This is a genomic window from Nocardioides sp., from assembly GCF_036493135.1.
Lineage (GTDB): Bacteria > Actinomycetota > Actinomycetes > Propionibacteriales > Nocardioidaceae > Nocardioides.
Genome location: NZ_DASXQG010000011.1, coordinates 51,733 through 70,532, shown reverse-complemented (window position 1 = coordinate 70,532; position 18,800 = coordinate 51,733). Strand labels below are relative to the sequence as shown.

Annotated in this window: 19 protein-coding genes; 4 read left to right on the top strand and 15 right to left on the bottom strand. The window is 70.7% G+C overall.

From position 1 onward, the window contains the following. Nucleotides 1–35: 35 nt before the first annotated feature. From solA to VGJ24_RS01725, 7 genes are read right to left on the bottom strand one after another with little or no spacing between them, the layout of a single operon-like run. Nucleotides 36–1,187 (bottom strand): N-methyl-L-tryptophan oxidase, encoded by a 1,152-nt coding sequence (gene solA, locus VGJ24_RS01755; protein ID WP_331498745.1) that lies wholly within the window; start codon nucleotides 1,185–1,187, stop codon nucleotides 36–38. Then, nucleotides 1,180–2,286 (bottom strand): aromatic ring-hydroxylating dioxygenase subunit alpha, encoded by a 1,107-nt coding sequence (locus VGJ24_RS01750; RefSeq protein WP_331498744.1) that lies wholly within the window; start codon nucleotides 2,284–2,286, stop codon nucleotides 1,180–1,182. The genes solA and VGJ24_RS01750 overlap by 8 nt, the downstream gene beginning before the upstream one ends. Continuing rightward, entirely contained in the window at nucleotides 2,283–3,356 is a 1,074-nt protein-coding gene (locus tag VGJ24_RS01745) for an ABC transporter ATP-binding protein (protein WP_331498743.1), read from the bottom strand. The genes VGJ24_RS01750 and VGJ24_RS01745 overlap by 4 nt, the downstream gene beginning before the upstream one ends. Beyond that, on the bottom strand, nucleotides 3,353–4,348 hold the full coding sequence (locus VGJ24_RS01740) for an ABC transporter ATP-binding protein (RefSeq protein ID WP_331498742.1): 996 nt from the start codon (nucleotides 4,346–4,348) through the stop codon (nucleotides 3,353–3,355). The genes VGJ24_RS01745 and VGJ24_RS01740 overlap by 4 nt, the downstream gene beginning before the upstream one ends. After that, nucleotides 4,345–5,262 carry an ABC transporter permease gene (locus tag VGJ24_RS01735; RefSeq protein WP_331498741.1) on the bottom strand — a complete coding sequence of 306 codons (918 nt, stop codon included), beginning with the start codon at nucleotides 5,260–5,262 and terminating at the stop codon, nucleotides 4,345–4,347. Before VGJ24_RS01735 ends, VGJ24_RS01740 begins: the two co-directional genes overlap by 4 nt. Continuing rightward, nucleotides 5,259–6,308, bottom strand: a complete 1,050-nt coding sequence (locus VGJ24_RS01730) for an ABC transporter permease (RefSeq protein WP_331498740.1) — start codon at nucleotides 6,306–6,308, stop codon at nucleotides 5,259–5,261. The genes VGJ24_RS01735 and VGJ24_RS01730 overlap by 4 nt, the downstream gene beginning before the upstream one ends. Beyond that, nucleotides 6,305–8,215, bottom strand: a complete 1,911-nt coding sequence (locus VGJ24_RS01725; protein WP_331498739.1) for an ABC transporter substrate-binding protein — start codon at nucleotides 8,213–8,215, stop codon at nucleotides 6,305–6,307. Before VGJ24_RS01725 ends, VGJ24_RS01730 begins: the two co-directional genes overlap by 4 nt. On the opposite strand from VGJ24_RS01725, the gene VGJ24_RS01720 reads away from it, so the two are divergent. From VGJ24_RS01720 to VGJ24_RS01710, 3 genes are read left to right on the top strand one after another with little or no spacing between them, the layout of a single operon-like run. After that, a complete protein-coding gene (locus VGJ24_RS01720) occupies nucleotides 8,168–10,252 on the top strand; it encodes a prolyl oligopeptidase family serine peptidase (RefSeq protein ID WP_331498738.1) in 2,085 nt (694 codons plus the stop codon). The two genes, VGJ24_RS01725 and VGJ24_RS01720, sit on opposite strands and share 48 nt — an antisense overlap. Then, nucleotides 10,249–11,598, top strand: a complete 1,350-nt coding sequence (locus VGJ24_RS01715; protein ID WP_331498737.1) for a M20/M25/M40 family metallo-hydrolase — start codon at nucleotides 10,249–10,251, stop codon at nucleotides 11,596–11,598. The genes VGJ24_RS01720 and VGJ24_RS01715 overlap by 4 nt, the downstream gene beginning before the upstream one ends. Beyond that, nucleotides 11,595–12,119: a DinB family protein gene (locus tag VGJ24_RS01710; RefSeq protein ID WP_331498736.1), complete on the top strand. Its 525-nt coding sequence runs from the start codon at nucleotides 11,595–11,597 to the stop codon at nucleotides 12,117–12,119. The genes VGJ24_RS01715 and VGJ24_RS01710 overlap by 4 nt, the downstream gene beginning before the upstream one ends. A 3-nt stretch (nucleotides 12,120–12,122) precedes the next feature. Here VGJ24_RS01710 and VGJ24_RS01705 read toward each other — a convergent pair whose 3' ends face one another. The 3 genes from VGJ24_RS01705 to VGJ24_RS01695 all read right to left on the bottom strand — a co-directional run bounded on the left by VGJ24_RS01705 (nucleotide 12,123) and on the right by VGJ24_RS01695 (nucleotide 14,109). Further along, the gene (locus VGJ24_RS01705) at nucleotides 12,123–13,019 is read right to left on the bottom strand and encodes an SGNH/GDSL hydrolase family protein (protein ID WP_331498735.1); all 897 of its coding nucleotides are present in this window, start codon (nucleotides 13,017–13,019) and stop codon (nucleotides 12,123–12,125) included. Nucleotides 13,020–13,109: 90 nt separating this feature from the next. After that, entirely contained in the window at nucleotides 13,110–13,475 is a 366-nt protein-coding gene (locus VGJ24_RS01700) for a hypothetical protein (RefSeq protein WP_331498734.1), read from the bottom strand. A 43-nt stretch (nucleotides 13,476–13,518) separates the two neighbouring features. Further along, a complete protein-coding gene (locus tag VGJ24_RS01695) occupies nucleotides 13,519–14,109 on the bottom strand; it encodes an N-acetyltransferase (RefSeq protein ID WP_331498733.1) in 591 nt (196 codons plus the stop codon). A 37-nt stretch (nucleotides 14,110–14,146) separates the two neighbouring features. On the opposite strand from VGJ24_RS01695, the gene VGJ24_RS01690 reads away from it, so the two are divergent. Then, nucleotides 14,147–14,938 (top strand): GNAT family N-acetyltransferase, encoded by a 792-nt coding sequence (locus VGJ24_RS01690; protein WP_331498732.1) that lies wholly within the window; start codon nucleotides 14,147–14,149, stop codon nucleotides 14,936–14,938. A gap of 5 nt (nucleotides 14,939–14,943) precedes the next feature. On the opposite strand, the gene VGJ24_RS01685 is transcribed toward VGJ24_RS01690, so the two are convergent. The 5 genes from VGJ24_RS01685 to VGJ24_RS01665 form a co-directional block, all read right to left on the bottom strand. Continuing rightward, a complete protein-coding gene (locus VGJ24_RS01685) occupies nucleotides 14,944–15,561 on the bottom strand; it encodes a DUF3105 domain-containing protein (RefSeq protein ID WP_331498731.1) in 618 nt (205 codons plus the stop codon). A 31-nt stretch (nucleotides 15,562–15,592) separates the two neighbouring features. After that, complete coding sequence (locus VGJ24_RS01680; protein ID WP_331498730.1) at nucleotides 15,593–16,087, bottom strand: SigE family RNA polymerase sigma factor; 495 nt, start codon at nucleotides 16,085–16,087, stop codon at nucleotides 15,593–15,595. Continuing rightward, entirely contained in the window at nucleotides 16,071–17,456 is a 1,386-nt protein-coding gene (locus tag VGJ24_RS01675) for a hypothetical protein (RefSeq protein ID WP_331498729.1), read from the bottom strand. The genes VGJ24_RS01680 and VGJ24_RS01675 overlap by 17 nt, the downstream gene beginning before the upstream one ends. Before the next feature lie 68 nt (nucleotides 17,457–17,524). Continuing rightward, nucleotides 17,525–18,250 (bottom strand): sulfite exporter TauE/SafE family protein, encoded by a 726-nt coding sequence (locus tag VGJ24_RS01670; protein ID WP_331498727.1) that lies wholly within the window; start codon nucleotides 18,248–18,250, stop codon nucleotides 17,525–17,527. Continuing rightward, nucleotides 18,247–18,723, bottom strand: coding sequence for an XdhC family protein (locus tag VGJ24_RS01665; protein ID WP_331498726.1), 477 nt, complete (start codon nucleotides 18,721–18,723; stop codon nucleotides 18,247–18,249). The genes VGJ24_RS01670 and VGJ24_RS01665 overlap by 4 nt, the downstream gene beginning before the upstream one ends. Nucleotides 18,724–18,800: the final 77 nt, after the last annotated feature.

The window sequence follows — 18,800 nt, the reverse complement described above, 5'->3', positions numbered from 1 at the left end:
TCCGGCTCACACCGTCGCCAACCGGCCAGGGGGTGTCAGACCATCCAGTTCGCCTGGTACGCCGGGTCGGTCAGACCGGGCCGGTCGAAGCCGAACCCGGAGACGTCGGAGGTGGTCTCCCCCGTCGTCACCAGGTCCGCCAGGATCCGGCCGAACGTCGGCGCGAACTTGAAGCCGTGCGCCGAGCCGAGCCCGACGACGACCGACGGATGCCCGGGCACGGGCGCCATCACGAAGTCACGATCAGGGGTCAGCGTGTACTGGCAGCGCAGCGACCGCACGACCGGTCCGGTCCCCGGCAGCAGCGATCCCATGAACGCCGCGAGCCGGTCACGCATCTCTGCGTCCGGCTCGGACGTGCGTTGGTCGGGGTCGACGGTCGGGCCACCACAGTCCTGCGCCGCCTTCACCGTGGGCTCGCCGTAGCAGGGGAAGCCGTAGTACGACGGCTCGTCCATCCAGATCCACAGCGGGATGTCCCGGTACGGCGTGGGGTCCGGCGGGGCGAAGTACGTCGGCTGCTCCAGGGTCACCGTCAACGGGATCTCCAGACCGAGCCCGGCGAGCACCTGGTTCGTCCAGGCATCGGCCGCCACGACCACTCCTCGGCAGGTGTACGACGTTCCCCCGGCCTCCACCACCAGGTGCGAGCCGTGGTCGCTCACCCCGGTGACCGGCGTGGACCCCAGCAGGGTCGCTCCGGCTGCGGTCGCGAGCCGCTGCATGGCCGCGGTCCCCCGAGCGGCCGGCACGATCGCGCCTCGCTCCTGGTAGAGCCCCAGCGTCCCGGGCGGCGGGTGGAACACCGGCCATCGGCGCCGGATCTCGGTGGCGTCGAGCTCCTCGAAGGTGATCTCGACCGCACGGAGCGAGTCGACGTAGTCGACCGGGCTGATCGCACAGTCGGGCGGGAACAGGTCGAGCCCGCCGACGACCGTGACCAGCCCCTCGCCGGACTCCGCCTCGAGCCGCGCCCAGTCGTCGTACGCCTCCTCGGTGAGCCGGACGTAGGTGGTGGTGTGGTAGCTGTGCCGCAGGATCCGCGACGTGTCGTGGGAGGCGCCGCGGCCGTGTCCGAGGTCGAACTGCTCCAGCCCGACCACCGAGTACCCGCGGGTCGCCAGCTGCCAGGCGGCACCGGACCCGAGCGCACCGAGCCCGACGACGACGTAGTCGACCTCAGTCACCCGCGTCCCCGAGCCTGGGCAGCAGCCAGCGGCGGATGTCGGCGGAGTCGTCCTCCATCGGGGCGAACCAGCCGTGCGTGTACGCCCGCGAGGACATGCCGCGCTGCACCGACTCGCAGATCGCCCAGTCCTGACGGTTCACCATGTCCCAGAAGTCACCCGCGTCCGACGGGTCGAACGACGGCTTCGACACCTCCGACGGATGGAACAGCAGCCGGCAGTCGATCGCCGTCCGGTCCACCGCCAACGTGCGCAGCGTGAACGCCGCGACATGGTCCGCGGAGCAGGAGAGCATCAGGTTGGGGTAGACCAGCTCGCCCTTGTGCCGGAGCCTCTCGTCCTCGTCGAGGCCGGGCAGCGGGGAGCGGTCGGTGGTCCCGGTCATCGTGAACGTCCAGGCGCCCTCGCGGTGCGGGATCCCGGCGTCCCAGTCCAGGCCGCGCCCGCCGCCTGCGAACGACGGCACCAGCCGCGACAGCTCCGGGTGCACCGGGCCGCAGTGGTAGCACTCGTTGTAGTTCTCCGCGATCACCTTCCAGTTGGCCGCGACGTCGTAGGTCAGGGTGAGTCCGGTGACCAGCGAGGCGAGGTCGTAGTGCGCGAGCGTCTGCGTCGCCCTGTCGACGTTGCCGGCCAGAGGCGAGACGCCGTTCGGAGTCGGATGCACGAACACGAACCCGCCCCAGGCCTCGACCCCGACCGTGTGGAGGCGGAACTCCGGAGGCTCGATCTCGCCCTCCTCGGTGTGGGGAGCACGCAGCAGCGAGCCGTCGAGGGCGTAGGTCCACGAGTGGTAGGGACACCGGATCGACTTCGCCGCGCACAGCTGCGGCTCGGAGCCCGGCTCGGTCGGGAACAGCTGGGAGCCGCGGTGCCGGCAGACGTTGTACGCCGCGTGCAGAGCGCCGCCGGCGTCCGACGTCACCACCAGTGACTCGCCCAGCGCCTCGACGACGGCGACCCGCTCCGGCTCGTGCAGCCCGAGGTCGGCGACCCGGCCGACGCAGGTCCACTCGTGCAGCAGCACCTGCTCGCGCTCGCGATCCCAGGCCCCGGGGTCGACGTACAGCTCGCGGGGCAGGGCGGCCTGCAGGGTCATGCGTTCACCTCGTTCGCTGAGCCGGTCGGAGCCCTGGACGCCACCAGATGGCACGCACAGCGGTGGCCCTGGGGTTCTCCGGAGAGGATCGGCAGCGACGTACCTCGGCAGGCGTCGGCGACCTCGTCGGCCTCGCCCGAGGCCAGGGCCGGGCAGCGCGGGTGGAAGCGGCAGCCGCTCGGGATGCGGGTCGGGTCCGGGATCTCGCCGCGGAGCACGACCGGCTCCAGACCCTCCATCTCGGGCACGACGGACAGCAGGGCCTGGGTATAGGGATGCTGCGGCGACGTGAGCACGTCCTCGGTCGGTCCGGACTCGACGACCCGGCCCAGGTACATCACCGCGATCCGGTCGGCGATGTTCCAGGCGAGCCCGAGGTCGTGGGTCACCACGAGTACGCCGAGGCCGAGCTCCTCTCGCAGCCGCAGCAGCAGCGCCAGGATCTCGCCGCGGATCGACGCGTCCAGGCTGGAGACCGGCTCGTCCGCGATCAGCAGCTGCGGCTGGACGGCCAGCGCCCCGGCGATCAGCACGCGCTGCCGCTGCCCGCCCGAGAGCTCGTGGGCGTACCGCAGGAACAGCGCCTCCGGCGGCCGCAGGCCGGCCGAGGAGAGCGCCGACGCCACCAGCTCGGCCTCGGGCTTCCCGGAACGGGCGACGAGCTTGTGGACCCGGAGGCCCTCGGCCACGGACTCGTAGACCGTCTGCCGGGGGTTCAGCGCCCCGAGCGGGTCCTGGAGCACGAGCTGGACGTGACGCCGGAGCCGTTTGAGACCGCGGGCGGAGCGGTCCAGCGCCTGGCCCTCCCACCTGATCTCGCCGGCGGCGGGCTTGGTCAGGCCGACCAGGCTGCGGGCCAACGTCGTCTTGCCGGAGCCCGACTCCCCCACCAACGCCACGACCTCTCCGGCGCGCACGACCAGGTCGGCGCCGTCGAGGGCGCGAGCCACCCGGCCGGAGCGGGTCGTGAACTCGACCCGCAGCCCCGAGGTCGACAGCTCAGCGGTCGTGTTCGGGGTCGTGCTCGGGGTCGTGCTCGGGGTCGTGTTCGGGGTCGTGGATGCGGTCACGACGCCGCCTCCTGGGGCTCCTCGACGGGGTCGCCGATCCGCACGCACGCCGCCGCGCGGTCGTCGTACGCCATCAGCTCGGGCTCGGCGGGGAGGCACACCTCGGCCGCACGAGGACACCTCGGCGCGAACGAGCAACCGCCGGGCAGGTTGCGCGCGTCCGGGGGGTCCCCGGGGAGCCCGGCGGGAGCGAAGCGAGCAGCCGGATCGCCGACCCGCGGGAACGCTGCGGACAGGGCGCCGGAGTACGGGTGCAGCGGCTCGGAGAAGATCTGCTTGGCCGGACCCTCCTCGACCACGCGACCGGCGTACATCACGGTGATCCGGTCGCACAGGTCGGCCAGCACCGACAGGTCGTGGCTGATCATCATCATCCCGACCTCACGCTCACGCACCAGGTCGGAGAGCACGTTCAGGACCTGGGCCTGCACCATGACGTCGAGTGCCGTCGTCGGCTCATCCGCGACGACCAGCTCGGGATCGCACGCCAGCGCCATCGCGATCATCACCCGTTGCTTCTGACCGCCCGAGAGCTGGTGGGGGTAGGCCCGCGCGCGTGCCGGGTCGAGGCCGACCTGGTCGAGCAGCTCACCGACGCGGGACCGGATCCTCTCGTCGCCGAGCCCCTCGGTGTGCACCAGGATCGGCTCGGCGATCTGTGCCCCGATCCGGTGCACCGGGTTGAGGGAGTGCAGGGCGCCCTGGAACACGATCGACGCCCCGGACCAGCGCACCGCGCGCAGGTCGCCCCAGCGCATGGTCAGGACGTCGCGGCCGTCGAAGAGCACCTCGCCGGTCACCGTCGCGTTCGTGGGCTGGAGACGCAGCACCGTGCTGGCCAGCGTGGACTTCCCGCAGCCGGACTCTCCGGCCACGCCGACGATCTGGCCGCGCGCCACGGTGAGGTCGACGCCGCGCACGGCGGGCAACGCCCCTTCGCCCGTGGCGTAAGTGACGTGCAGGTCGCGGATCGCGAGCAGGGGGTCGCTCACGAGTGAGTCCTCAACCGCGGGTTGAACACCTCTTCGAGGGCCTGGCCGATCAGGGTGAACGCCAGCACGACCAGGACGACGCAGACGCCGGGCGGCACGATGTACCACCAGCACCCCGTGGTGATCGCGCCGACGTCGAAGGCGCTCTCGAGCATCGAGCCCCACGAGGTCCGGGTGGGGTCGCCGAGTCCGAGGAAGCTCAAGGTGGTCTCGGCCAGGATGGCCCCTGCCACCGTGAGCGTGGTGTTCGCGAAGATCATCGGCATCACGTTCGGCAGCACGTGCCTGCCCATCTGGTGCCAGCGCCCGGCTCCGATCGCCTGGGCACGCTCGACGTACGCCCGCTCCCGGATCGAGAGGACCTGGCTGCGGATCAGCAGCGCGGTCCCCGGCCACGAGGTCACGCCGATCACGATGATGATGTTGACCAGCGACCGGCCCAGCACGGTGGCCAGGGCGATCGCCAGCGGCAGGTACGGGATCACCAGGAACCACTCGGTGAGCCGGAAGAAGATCCGGCCGACCCAACCCCCGAAGAACCCCGACACGAGTCCGATCAGGGTTCCGATCACCATCGAGATCAGGGTCGCCATCAGCCCGACCAGCAGGGAGATGCGTGAGCCCCACATGAGCAGGGTCAGCACCGAGCGTCCGTTCTCGTCGGTGCCGAGCAGGTAGTCGGCCGACGGCGGCGCGAGGATCGGCCCGTTGGCCTGGGTCACGTCGAGCCCGCTGGAGTCGGCGAGCAGCGGTGCCGCCAGCGCGATGCAGACGAAGACGACCAGGACCGCGAGCCCGACCATGCCGCTGCGGTGCGTGCGGAACCGTGCCCAGCCGCGCTTCCACGAGGCGACCCGCCGGCGCCGCGCGAGCTGGCGCGGGGAGAGCCGTGGTGCGGTGGCCTCGGCGGTCATGTCCGCACCCTCGGATCGAGCCATCCGTAGATCAGGTTGGCGACCAGGTTGGCCAGGATCACACCCGCGCTGGCGACCAGGAACGTGCCTTGCAGCACCCAGAAGTCGGGGACGCCGATCGCGTCGGTGGAGAGCAGCCCCAGGCCGGGGATCGAGAAGACCGTCTCGACGGTGATCGCGCCGGAGACGACGAACCCGATGTTGATGGCGATCAGCGTGGTCGTCGGCAGGAGGGCGTTGCGGACGGCGTGGTGGTTGCGCACGCGCACGTCGCGCAGACCCTTGGCGCGGGCGGTCTGGAGATAGTCCTCGCCCAGCTCGTCGAGGAGCGAGCTGCGCATGATCAGCGAGTACTCCGCGAGGTAGGCCAAGGTCAGGGTCGTCACCGGGAGCACCAGGTGCCACATCGTGTCGAGCACGCCGTGCAGCGAGTTCGGGTCGACGTCGGGCGAGTGCAGCCCCCCGGTCGGGAAGATGCCGGGCACGAACCAGAAGCCGACGCCCAGCCCCGCGATCAGCAACAGTCCGAGCCACCACTCCGGCATGGAGTACAGCGTCAGCGACGAGCTCGTCGAGATCTTGTCGAACATCCCGCCGCGGTTCCAGGCTCCCTTGATGCCGAGGTAGACGCCGATCACCGTGGACAGGATCGTCGACGTCCCGACGAGGAGGATCGTCGGCCACATCCGGTCCATGATCAACTGCGAGACCGGCAGCCGGTACTGCAGCGAGATCCCGAGGTCGCCGTGCACGATGTTCTTCAGGAAGGTCAGGAACTGCTGGGGCAGCGGCTCGTTCAGTCCGTAGGTCTTGTTGAACGCATCCACCTGCGCCTGGCTGGTGAGCCGCCCGCGCCCGAGCGTCCTCGCCGGGTCGCCCGGGAGCACCCGGAACAGAAGGAAGTTCACGACCAGCATGAAGAAGAGGCTGCCGATAGCGCCGAGCACCTTCAGCGTGACGTACGACGCGTAGCCGCGTCCCCGGGGCTGGGCCTCGGTCTGTTCGGCCTCCGCGACCAGCCCCGGCTCTGCGACGAGATGGGTCACTCGCGGTCTCCGACCGTGGTCCGGCGCCGCATCATCACCACACCGCCGCCGACCAGGGCCACCACGACCAGAGCCCCGACCACGATCAGGAACGGCCCGGTCGAGGACGAGCTCTCGCTGCTCGACGAGACCTTGACGGCGCCGGTGAGTCCGGGTGCCGGGTCACAGGTGCTCGCCTCCGACGCCGGCTTCATGTGGATGTAGTTGTAGACGCCGTACTGCTCCAGCCAGATACCGCCCGGGTTCGGCTGCGTGACCAGGCAGGCGAAGCGGTCGCTACGGACCGCCTCCCCGATCGAGGAGTACGCCGTCACCAGGTAGGGCGCGTCGCGGTACACGATCTCCTGCATCTTCTTGATCTGCTGCACGCGCTGCGCGTGGTCGGTCGACACGTGTTGCTCGTTGTAGAGCTTGTCGTACTCCTTGTTGCAGTAGAACGAGTCCGACGAGTGCTGCCGCTGCGCACAGGTCATGTAGCTCAGCATCGAGTCGGGGTCGGGCTCGACGTACCAACCCCACTGGAATGCGTCGAAGTTGCCCTTGTAGATCTCATCGGTGAGCTGGCTCGAGCTGTACGTCGACACCTCGGAGTCGATGCCCAGGTCGCTCAGCCACTGCTTGAAGTAGTCCATCGTGTGCAGCGAGGTGGGCGAGTCGGACCTGGCCGCGAGCCGCAAGCTGCCGATCGGCTTGCCGTTGGGCAGGGTGCGCTTGCCGTTGGACCCCATCTTGTAGCCGGCCGCGTCGAGGAGCTGCCCTGCCTTGGTGAGATCGAAGGTGTACTTCTGGTCGGCCGGCGGCTCCCAGTGGTACCCGGTGTAGTTGGGCGGGACGATCGTCGTACCGGGCAGGCCGGCGCCCTGGTACACCTTCTGGACCAGCTGGGGCAGGTTGAGGGCGTAGCCGAGGGCGTGCCGGAACTTCGGGTCGAGCACCGCCGGGTTCGGGTTGCCGATGGGCTTCCCCTTGCTGTCGACCGACCCGGAGTTGAAGGCGATCTCGTCGAAGCCCGGCGAATTGCCGTTGTGGGCGGTGATGCCGGGCTTGCCCTTGAGGCTCTTCACCTCGAGCGCGGTGATGCCCTCGACGAAGTCGGCCTCACCCTTGAGCAGCGCCTGCACGGCCGAGTCGTCGTTCTTGTAGAACTGGAAGATCACCTCGTCGATGTGCGGCGCTCCACCCCAGTAGCCGGGGTTGGCCTCGAACTTGAAGATCTGGCCGTCCCCTGTGCCCTGCACCAGGCGGAACGGGCCGGAGCCCACGACCGGCTTGCCGCCCTGGGGCTCGGCGCCGTAGCTCTTGATGTCCTTCTCGCTGACGTTCTTCCACACGTGCTCGGGCACGATCGGGATCGGCAGCAGCGGGAGCGTGGCGCTCGGCTTCTTCAGCTTCATCACCAGCGTGGTCGCGTTCGGCGCGGTCACCGAGGTGACGCCCTTGAGGTAGGAGATCCAGTTGGTGCTCTCGGCCGTGCCGTGGAGCACGCGGTTGAAGGTGTAGGCGACGTCGGCCGCGGTCAGCGGCACACCGTCGGAGAACTTCACCCCGCTGCGCACCGTGAAGGTCCACGTCTTCCCGTCGGGCGACGTGGTCCACTTCGTGGCCAGGCCCGGCTCCGGTGACATGTCCTTCATCGAGTAGCCGGTCAGGTAGTCGTAGGTCAGGCCCCACATCTCGTACGACGGAGCCTGGAAGCCGAGGAACGGGTTGAGCGAGTCGACGCCCTCGCCGAGCATCGCGACGTGGAAGACGACCTTGTCCTTGCCCTGGGCGGGCGAGCCGATCGCGAGCCCGGGCAGCAGCGAGCCCAGCAGGAGCCCGAGAGCGACGAGGAACGCTCCGGCGGTACGGTGACCGCCGTGCCGAACCCGACCCCGCCGACCGCGGCGCGCCGTCCCTTCACCCACTCCGAGCACGGCATCGACCGGCCGGATCCCTATCACTGGCTCGGCGGGGACGACCCTGCCGTGCTCGACCACCTCGTGGCCGAGCGAGCTTTCTACGACGCGTCCGTTGCTCATCTGGATTCCCTCGGATCCGCCCTGAAGGCGGAGATGTTGTCCCGGTTACCGACCGACGACGAGTCCGCTCGCTGGTCCCGCAGGAGATTCACCTACTGGACCCGCCACCCCGTGAACAGCGACTACGCCGAACTGCGGCGACTGAATCACGATTCAGACGCAGGGTCAACGACTGAATCCGAATCGTCATCGCTGATTTTCGACATCGCGGCCGAGGATCGCGGGACCGGCTACCTCGACCTCGGCCTGACGATCGTCAGCCCGGACGAGAACCTGCTCGCCTACAGCGTCGACACCGCAGGTGACGAGGTCTTCGAGCTGCGCTTCCGGGATCTGCGAACCGGCGAGGACCTCGCCGACCGCATCCCGCGCAGCTACTACAGCGGCGCCTGGAGCGCGGACTCGCAGTGGTTCTTCTACACCGTGCACGACCAGACGTACCGGCCCGACCACGTCTGGCGCCATCGGATCGGTACCGACCCGGCGGACGACGTACACGTGCTGGAGGAGCCGGACGAGCGCTTCGAGCTCCAACTCAGAGCCACACGCAGCGGCGACCTGGTCGTGATCACCAGCGAGAGCCGGTCGACCAGCGAGGTCCGGGTCGTCGACGCGCACACGCCGGAGTCGGCGGCGCTGTCGGTCGGCGGGCGCCGGCACGGCATCCTCTACGACGTCGAGCACGCCGGCGACGGGCTGCTGCTGGTCACCAACGACGGAGCGGTCGAGTTCCGGCTGGTGCACGCGCCGGTCCCCGTCGCCGACCAGGACCACACCACCTGGACCGAAGCGCGGCCGGAGAGCCCCGACGAGCGCCTGCTGCGGGTCGACGGGTTCGCGGACGCCGTGGTGCTCTCCTACCGCGCCGACGGGCAGCACCGGCTGCGGATCCTCCCGCCAGACGACCTCACCGGCGACGGGATCGTCGTCCGGAGCCGCGAGGGAGTGGGATGCCTCGGCCTCAGCCGCAACAAGCTGTACGACGCAGCGGCGGTCACCGTGTCCGACGAGACCTACCTGAGGCCGCCGATCTGGTCGTCGGTCGATCTGAAGACCGGCGCGACGACCGAGGTCCATCGGGGTGAGGCGCCCGGGTTCGACCCGGACGCCTACGTCGTGGAACGACGTGCCTTCCCCGCGCCCGACGGCACCCCGGTGCCGGCGGTGCTGCTCCGTCATCGCGACACCCCGCTGGACGGCTCCGCCCCCGCGCTCGTCTACGCCTACGGCGCGTACGAGGCCGTCGACGAGCCCGAGTGGGACCCGGGGCTCCCCAGCCTGCTCGACCACGGCGTCGTGTGGGTGCATGCGCTGATCCGCGGCGGTGGCGAGGGCGGGCGCCGGTGGTGGCTCGACGGCAGCATGCAGACCAAGCAGCACAGCTTCGACGACCTGGCCGCGGTCGCGGACGGACTTGCCGGCGAGGGACTCGTCGACGGTGACCGGATCGCGACCCGCGGTCTGAGCGCCGGTGGGCTGCTCCAGGGCGCGGCCTTCAGCCAGCGACCCGAGCGCTGGCGGGCGGTCGTCGCCGAGGTGCCGTTCGTCGACGTGGTGACGACGATGTTCGACGCGTCGATCCCACTCACGATCACCGAGTGGGAGGAGTGGGGCGACCCGCGCATCCGCGAGCAGTTCGACTGGCTGCTCGCCTACTCGCCGTACGACAACCTGCCCGCGGCCGGCGCCCGTCCCGACCTGCTCGTCACCGGAGCCGTGCACGACCCGCGGGTGATGGTGCGCGAGCCGGCCAAGTGGGTGGCCGCGCTCCGCGAATCCGACCCGGAGTGGTCACCGCGGCTGCTGTTCCGGTGCGAGACCGCCGCCGGCGCGCACGTGGGCCCGTCCGGTCGGATCGGCCACCTCGCCTACGAGGCCGAGGTCTACGCCTGGATCCTCGACCGCCTGGGGGTCACGGCATGACCGACATCTCCCGGCTGCACGACGAGGTGATCGAGGTGGCCCGCGACCTGATCCGCCTCGACACCACGAATGCCCGCGAGCCGGGGCTGGGAAACGAGACGCGGTGCGCCGAGTACCTCCAGGACTACCTGAACCGGAACGGCATCCGGGCCGAGCTGGTCGCCCGAGAATCCCACCGGGCGAACATCGTGGCGCGGATCCCGGGGGTCTCGACAGGCTCGACCACCGATGGGTCCGCCGAGAGCCTCGCCTTCGTCGGGCACACCGACGTGGTGCCGTGCGACCCGCGCGACTGGACGCACCCGCCGTTCGAGGGTGTGGTCGACGACGACGGGTGGCTCTGGGGTCGCGGCGCCGTCGACATGAAGAACGAGGTCGCGGCCCGGGCGGTCGCGATGGCCGAGCTGGCGCGGAGTGGCTTCCGGCCGCGCGGCGACCTGTGGTTCATCGCGGTGGCCGACGAGGAGGACGGGTTCGCGGACGTCGGGATGCGTTGGCTTCTCGAGGAGCGCCCGGACATCCGACCCACCCACAGCGTGAACGAGGGAGGCGGCGAGCGGGTGCCACTGTCCGACGGCCGCCAGATGATCGGCTACTCCGTCGGAGAGAAGGGCACCCTCCCCGTGCAGGTCACCGCAGTGGGCGAGGCCGGCCACGCGTCCGTGCCCACGCTGGGACGGAACGCCGTACCCCTCCTCGCCCGCCTGCTGCCCCGCCTCGGCGACGGACTGCCCGAGCCGTCGCCGGCTCCCGAGGCGATCGCGATGCTGCGCGCGCTCCTCGGACGCGACGAGCCCGACCTCTTGGAGGCGCTGACGGAGGCCGACCGGCTGTACGACGGGTTCGGCGACTCGATCCAGGCCCTGATGGGCTCGACGATGGCGCCGACCATGCTGTGGGGCTCGAACAAGCGCAACGTGATGCCCGCCCGGGCCACCGCCGAGGTGGACGTCCGGATCCTCCCCGGCACCACGCGCGCCGACGTCGAGGCCCGGGTGCGAACCGCGCTCGGCGACGACATCGCCTACGAGCTCGAGTGGCCCGAGGCGATGGTCCCGGCCTCGAGCTCCCCGGTGGACGGTGTCGTCCCGGCCGCGATCGCGGCGTTCCTCGAGTCGGAAGGTGATCCCGGGACGCTGATGCCGACACTGTGCACGGGCTTCACCGACAGCAACTTCCTGCGGGCGGCCGGCGGCACCCATGCCTATGGGTTCAGCCCGTTCGTCGCCACGCCGTACGACGTGCTCGAGGCCGGATACCACAACGCGAACGAACGGGTCCACGTCGACGACCTGCTGCTGTCGACCCGCTTCCACATCGACCTCGCCCACCGGGTGCTGGGGTGACGCCTGCCCGAACGCCCTACCCGGACCCTGCGCAGACCGACGACCTCCGCGGAGTGCTGCTGGACTACCTCGACTTCTACCGCGGCGTGGTCGCCACGAAGCTGGACGGCCTGGCCGCCGACGACCTGGTCGGTTCGGTCCTGCCATCGGGGTGGACCCCGTTGGGGCTGGTGCACCACCTCGTGAACGTCGAGCGCCGTTGGCTGGAGTGGGGCTTCCTCGGCGAGCGGATCGAGGAGCCCTGGCGCGATGCGTCCGACGACGGTGGCTGGGTCACCCTGGAGCTCTCGGTCGCCGAGCTGGACACGATGCTCGACGATGCCGCCACGCGCACCCGCTCGATCGTCGAGGCGCACCGGCTGACCGACGTCTCGGCGCTCACCGGGCGCTTCCGCGACGAGGCGTCGGCGCCGCAGCTGCAATGGATCCTGTTGCACGTCGTGCAGGAGTACGCCCGTCATCTCGGTCACCTCGACATCGCCCGCGAGCTGATCGACGGGCACACCGGCGAGGATGGGTGAGTCTCACCCGAGGTGCAGGACCCTCATCGTCCGCCTCGCCAGGTGCTTCTCGCCCAGGGCGTTCGGGTGGACGACGACCGGGTTGGTGCCCTGGAGGACCGGCTCGATCCAGCGCACGCCGGCCGGCTGGCAGGCGTCGTGGCCCTCGGAGACCTTCGCGAAGCTGACGTACGTCGAGCCTGTGGCCCTGGCCGCACGGCGTACCGCGTTGTTCAGGGTCGCCTGGACGCGGCGCAGGTACGGCACGTCGCCCTTCGCGACCGGCATCTTGTCGAAGCAGCCGTCGGTCCTGGGCAGGATCCACGGGTAGCCCAGGATCGCGACCCGCGCGTGCGGTGCCCTCTGGTGCACGGCCCTGAGCGCCTTGACCAGCGCCGGATATGTCGTGTGCCGGATGTCGTGGCGGAACCGGTTGCCGTACCTGTCCCGGCACGGGCTCCCCTGCCCGAGCGTCGAGAGCCCGGCGGCGCCGCACTCGACGATGGCGCCGATGAACGTGTTGTTGTCGTTGCCGCCGATCGTCATCGTCACCAGCTGCGTCCCCCTGCGGAGGGCGTCGAGCTGGGGCGGGACGCCGGGGTACTGGCCCTGCTTGAAGTCCTTGGTCTCCGCGCCACCGCACGTGACGTCGGTCAGGCGGGCACCGGTCTTCGCGGCGATCAGGTGCGGATAGTTCGCCGTCGACCGCACACAGAAGGGACTGGTCGGGTCGAGCGGCAGCACACCCGACGACGCGCTGTAGGAGTCACCGAGCCCGACGTAGCGCAGTGGTCCCTTCGCTGCCTCGGTCGGCGCGGTGACCGCGACGACGGCAGTGAGCGCGGTGAGCACGGTGAGCACGGTGAGCACGGTGAGCGCGGTGGCGGCAGCCGTGAACGAGGCGAACCTACGACGGTGCATGGACGGCCCTTCCGGTCGGCGATGACCCGTCAACGACCGATACCCGGCGTGGGTCACGAACGGTGACCGGCGAGCTACGCAGCCTCACCGTCACAGCCGCGCGACGTAGCGACGCCCGCGCAGTGCCTCCTCCACCAGCCCCGCCTCGCGGCGTACGCCGAGCAGTCGCGCCTCCTCGGCCTGCCACGTGGTGATCGCGGCCTCGACGATGTCGAGGTCAGCGACCTCGCGCAGCCCCGAGCGTGCTTCGCTCAGACCCCGCCGGCAGGCCGCCTGGTTGGCCTCGATGTGGAGCAGCGCGAAGCGCGCCAGCACGACCGGGTGTCGACGCAGCGCCGGGTACGCGCGGTAGTCGGGTGGGCACTGGTCGAGCAGCCAGTTGCACGCGGTGCGCTCCCAGTCGGGGGCATCGGGCGGGCGGACCTCGCGGGGCCAACCCGGCGGTGAGACCAGCATGCGCTCATCATGGATCGAACATCTGTTCGAGTCAATCCAAGGGTCAGTCCAGCGAGGCGAACCTCTCCTCGAGCTCGGCCAGGGCCGGGTCGCGCAGGCCCGACGCGTCGTGCTCCCACCAGACGTCGGGATAGATCAGCTGTCCGGTCATCCAGTCCTCGCGACTCTCGAACACCACGCACTGGAACGCCGCCCTCGGCGTCCGCTCGAGCGCAGCCGGCACGAAGCCGTGCCGGTCGGCGCGGTCGAAGCCCCGCGCGCCGTAGTAGGACGGGCTCCCCTCCAGGAACAGCACGGGTACGGCGCTCCCCCGGGCCGTCTCGATCGCGGCCGCCACCAACGCGGTCCCGATCCCCTGTCGCTGCCGCTCGGGCTCGACCGACACCGGACTCAGCACCCACACCTCGACCAGCGCCTGGCGCGCATCCACCCAGGCCCGGCTGAGACCGACGTGGCCGAGGACGTGCCCGCCCTGCTCGACGACGAGCCCCACTCGCCGATGGCGGCCGAGGCCGGCCCAGATGTCGGCCACCAGCTCACCGCGGTCTTCGAACGCCGCGGCGATCACGCGGAGCACGTCGTCGCGGTCGACCGGCTGCTCGGGCCGGATCTCATAGCTCGGAGCGGAAACCATGCGACCCAACCTCGCACGGCCTCGTACGGTGCCGCACATGGATATCGCGTCGCTCGCCTTCCGGACCGATCTCGCGATGCTGGAGCACTCCGGCAGTCTGGTCGAGGACCACGGCACCCACCTCGTGGTCCGCACGCCGGACAACCCGACGTACTGGTGGGGGAACTTCCTGCTGCTGCCGGCTCCCCCGGCCGACGCCGACGACGCACGGCGGTGGCTCACCGTGTTCGAGGAGGAGTTCCCGGGGACGGCGCACCGCGCGTTCGGCGTCGACGGCCGAGACGGCAGCGCCGACGACCTGGCGCCCCTGGCCGGGCTCGGGCTGGACGTCGACGAGTCGTCGGTGATGACGGCCACGTCGGTACATCCGCCCCCGCGGCCCAACACGACGGCGACGTACCGGACGCTGGCGACGGACGAGGACTGGGCCCAGCAGGTCGAGCTGGACATGGCCGGCGAAGAACCGGGCACCCACACCCTCGCGTTCGTCTCCGCCCGTGCCGCGGCGGAGCGCCGCCTCGTCGACGCCGGGTACGGCGCCTGGTGGGGCGCTTTCGAGGACGGCCGACTCCTCGCCTCGATGGGGTTGTTCACGGCGTCCCCTGGGTTGGCCCGCTTCCAGAACGTGAAGACCCACCCCGATGCCCGCGGCCGCGGTCTGGCCGGGACCCTGGTGCACCGGGTCAGCCGGTTCGGCTTCGACGACCTCGGCGCACGCACCCTGGTGATGGTGGCCGACCCGGAGTACCTCGCGATCCGCATCTACCGCGGCGTGGGCTTCGCCGACACCGAGCGCCAGCTCCGGGCCGAGCGCAAGCCGGGGAGCTGACTGACTCAAGGGTTGTCGGGCGACGCCATGACGTGCGCCCCGCCCTTGCACGTGGCGAACGCCGCCTCGGGGGCCGTGTGCCCGTCGCCGTAGAACGTCAGGAAGACCGGCAGCCGCGGGTCGTCGGCCCCCGTCAGGCCGAGCTGGGCGTTCCACACGGTGACCACGACCGGTGCGGGGAGTCCGGGGTACGGCGAGAGCATGATCTTCTGGCTCTTGACCGTGTCGAGGGCGGCCGCGAGCTTCTGGACGTCGGCCGTCGACAGACCGGGTCGGTAGGTGATCCAGACGGTGCCGTGCTCGAGATCGTGTACGGCGTTCTCGTTGCGCGGCGGGGCGTCGTACACGCCGCAGTCGTCCCAGGTGGGATCGTGCGGACCACCGGCGGGAGGCACCTGCTGGTACTCCACCGGGTCCTTCGTGTGCTGCCCGCCGACGTAGTCGAAGTACTGCGTCGCCTTCAGCGCCGGGATGTCGTTGTGCGGATCCCCGCCCCGCGGCGGACGGGTCGCCTTGTAGAGCTGGAAGCCCAGCAGCCCGACCAGCACCAGCAGCCCGACCAGGATGATCGCGCGCTTGATCTTCGGACTGCCCGCTCGGGGCTTCGTGGTGGTGCTGGACACGCCGGGAAGGGTAGCGGGGCGAGGGTCACCGTCATGGGGAAACGAGTACGTCGGCGAGTTCCGGGAGCGCGTCGCGAAGCCGGCGGAGGGCGTCGCGGGTCTGCGACTTGACCGTGCCGACGGTGATGCCGAGCGCCTCGGCCGTCTGCACCTCGGTCAGGTCCTCGTAGTAGCGCAGCACGATCACCGCTCGCTGCCGAGGCGCGAGGACGCCGAGCGCCCGATGCAGAGCCACCCGGTCGTCGGATGCCTCGTCTGCGACCGCGGTCTCGGGCGGCGCATCCGTCGGCAGCTCACGCCAGCGCCGTGCGCGCCAACGTGACACGTTCTGCCGGACCAGGATCTTCCGCACGTACGGCTCGGGGTCGCCCTCGATCCTCCGCCATGCCCCGACCGCCTTCACCAGGGTCTGCTGCAGCAGATCCTCCGCGTCGTGGTGATCGCCGGTGAGGAGGTACGCCGTGCGCAGCAGCGCGGCGTACCGTGCGGCGACGAACGCCTCGAAGTCCTCACGCACGGCGGACACGGGTCCCCCGGAGGACGAGCAGGCCGAAGAACAAGGTGAGAGCCGCGGCCACACCGAGTCCGATCGTCCATGCCCGGAGGTCGGGCGGAGCGGGTGGCGGTTCGGCGTGGACCGATGGAGATCCGAGCAGCCCCGTGGCGATCCAGGGATCCGAGTCGTTGGTGCCGTGCGAGCCCACGTTCGCGACCAGGCGTCGCACGCCTCCGGTGGTGAGGTCCACGGATTCGAGCCGCCCGCCGACGTGCGGACCGTTGACGGGGTCGCGGACGAGCACCTGACGGAACACTGCGACCCGGTGGTTGTCGAGCCAGGCCAAGGGCCTGGTCCAGTGGTCCCCGAGCGTCAGGCGGCGCAGCGTCGCCGTCGTGTCGTCACCACGAGGCACCCGGGTGAGGACGAGCGGCCCGTCATTGCTGTTGTGTGTCAGAACGCCGACGGCGCGGTGGTGGTCCGGGCTCAGCACCAAGAGGTCCGGGGCGCGGTCGGTGCGGAAGGACCGCACCTGGGTCGGGTCGCTCGCGTCGGCCACGAGCCACGGACTCGTACGCCGGGTCACGACCTCGCCCTCGGTTGCGCGCGTGGTCAGGTTGTCGAGGGACGTCGAGAAGTTGTTCTCGGGCAAGATCTGGGGACGCGGTGAGGTTGTCGTCCAGACCGCCGAGGCACCGAAGCTGCTGCTCGAGGCGCGCTGCGTGCCGTCACGACCCTGGATCTGGCCGTAGCTGAAGAGCAGCGTCGAGTCATCCGCCCACAGGAGTGCGCGGGGCTCCAGCCCGTGGACGGTCGCGGGTCGGCTCTCGCGCACCCGGCCGTCGACGGCGTCGTACACCGCGACGCCCGTGACCGTCTCGCCTTGGATCATCGTGGTGTTCGGACTGCCGGACGGCGTGCCCGAGACCCAGAAGGCAAGGTGCCGCCCGTCCGGCGACAGCGCCAGCAGGTTCGACGTCACATCCGACGAGACCGCGTCATCGGGCAGCTCGAGGAAGCCATAGGTGCCTGTGGACGCCGTGACACCGACGATCCCGCTCGTGGTGTGGAGCAGCGCCTTCCGCTCATGGGGGAACACCGTCACCAGAGGTCCAGGCGGCCCGTCGAACGGGTGCGTCCAGGCACTGACGTCGTAGAAGAACCGGTCCGGGAGATGCGGCGTTCCGTGGCGGTCTGCCGGCTGGACGTCTCGGCTCAGGTGGATGCCCCAGCCACCCAGCCCGAGCAGGAGCACGACGGCCAGGACGAGCAGGCCGGAGGCGGCACGCTCGACCCGGCGCCGGCGTACGCCGCGGTCCCAGAGGTCGGTGGGCGGCGGCCCGGCGGCGGAGGTGCTCGCAGCCAGGTCCTCCAGTCGGTCCCGCAGGTCGCTGCTCATCGGTCCTCCTCGTCGGGCGACATCCTCACCCACTCCTACGCCACGAGGAGGGACTTCGGAGGGGTCGGTCAGACGACCGAGCGCACCAGCAGGAGCAGGGACGCGACCGTGCAGACGACGAGTACGCCCCAGCGGAAGGCGTCGCCGTCGACCAGTCCGCGCGTGCGGCGCCCCACGACGTACCCGATCACCACCACGGGCGACATCGCGAGCGCCAGCACGGAGGGCTCCCGGTCGAGCGAGCCCGCGATCGCGAGGCCACTCAGGCTCAGGATCACGCCGACGAAGAAGAACACCGAGAGCGTCGCCCGGACCACCTTCGGGTTGCCGCGCTGGTACAGCAGGGCGATGGGTGGGCCACCGACCGAGGTCGCGGTGCCCGTCGCGCCGGCGACGAAGCCGGCCGTCGCGAGGGTGGCCGGGTTGAGCGGGACGTCGACGGTGTGGACCGTCAGCGCGACAGCCACCAGCACCATCACCGCCAGCGCCACCCCGATCTGCTCCTCGGTGAACGACGCCACCAGCCAGGCGCCGAGCACGGTGCCGGGGACCCGGGCGGGGAGTGACCAGGCGGTCGAGCGCCAGTCGACGTGCTCGTGCTCGTCGACGAGGTTCAGCCCCGAGATCAGCAGGGCGAGCCACAACGTCAGCACCGGCACCATCGAGGGCTCGACCAGAGCGACCACGGGTGCGCTCAGCAGACCCAGCCCGAGACCGACCACCGCCTGGACGTAGGCACCCAGCGTCACGACCAGGCCGATCACGAGGACGACCTGCCAGGAGAGATCGGTCAACGAGGACCGCGCATCGGGCCGCCGAGACGTTGGTAGGACTCCGCCACGATCTCGGCCACGACGGACAGGGCGATCTCGCCCGGCGCCTTGCCGCCCAGGTTGTGGCCCGCGGGGACGTGGAGCTTCTCGAGATGGGGCACACCATCGGCCGCGAGGTCGGCGAGCACACGCTCGGCCCGGCGACGGCTGGCCATCATCGCGACGTACGCCGCGGGGGAAGCCAGGGCGTCGCGCAGGAACTGCGGGGCGTCCGGCGCGTCGTGGTCGCACAGCACGACCGCGTCACCCTCGGCCGGGACCAGCGAGGCCAGTCCGGGGCCGCCCTCGTCGTCGGCGAGCACGACCACGAGCCGCCCGACCGCGGTCGCGATCGTGAAGATGGCGTCCGAGATCGGGTTGGTGCTGAGCACGAGGATGCGTCCGTGCTCGGGCTGCCCGTCGGACCAGGGCTGCTCCCGGTGCGTGGTCGTCACGGGACCACTTTGCCAGGCCAGGTGCCCGCCGACGGCCGACGGGCCCGCGTCGGTGGTGTGTCAGCCGGATGACAGAC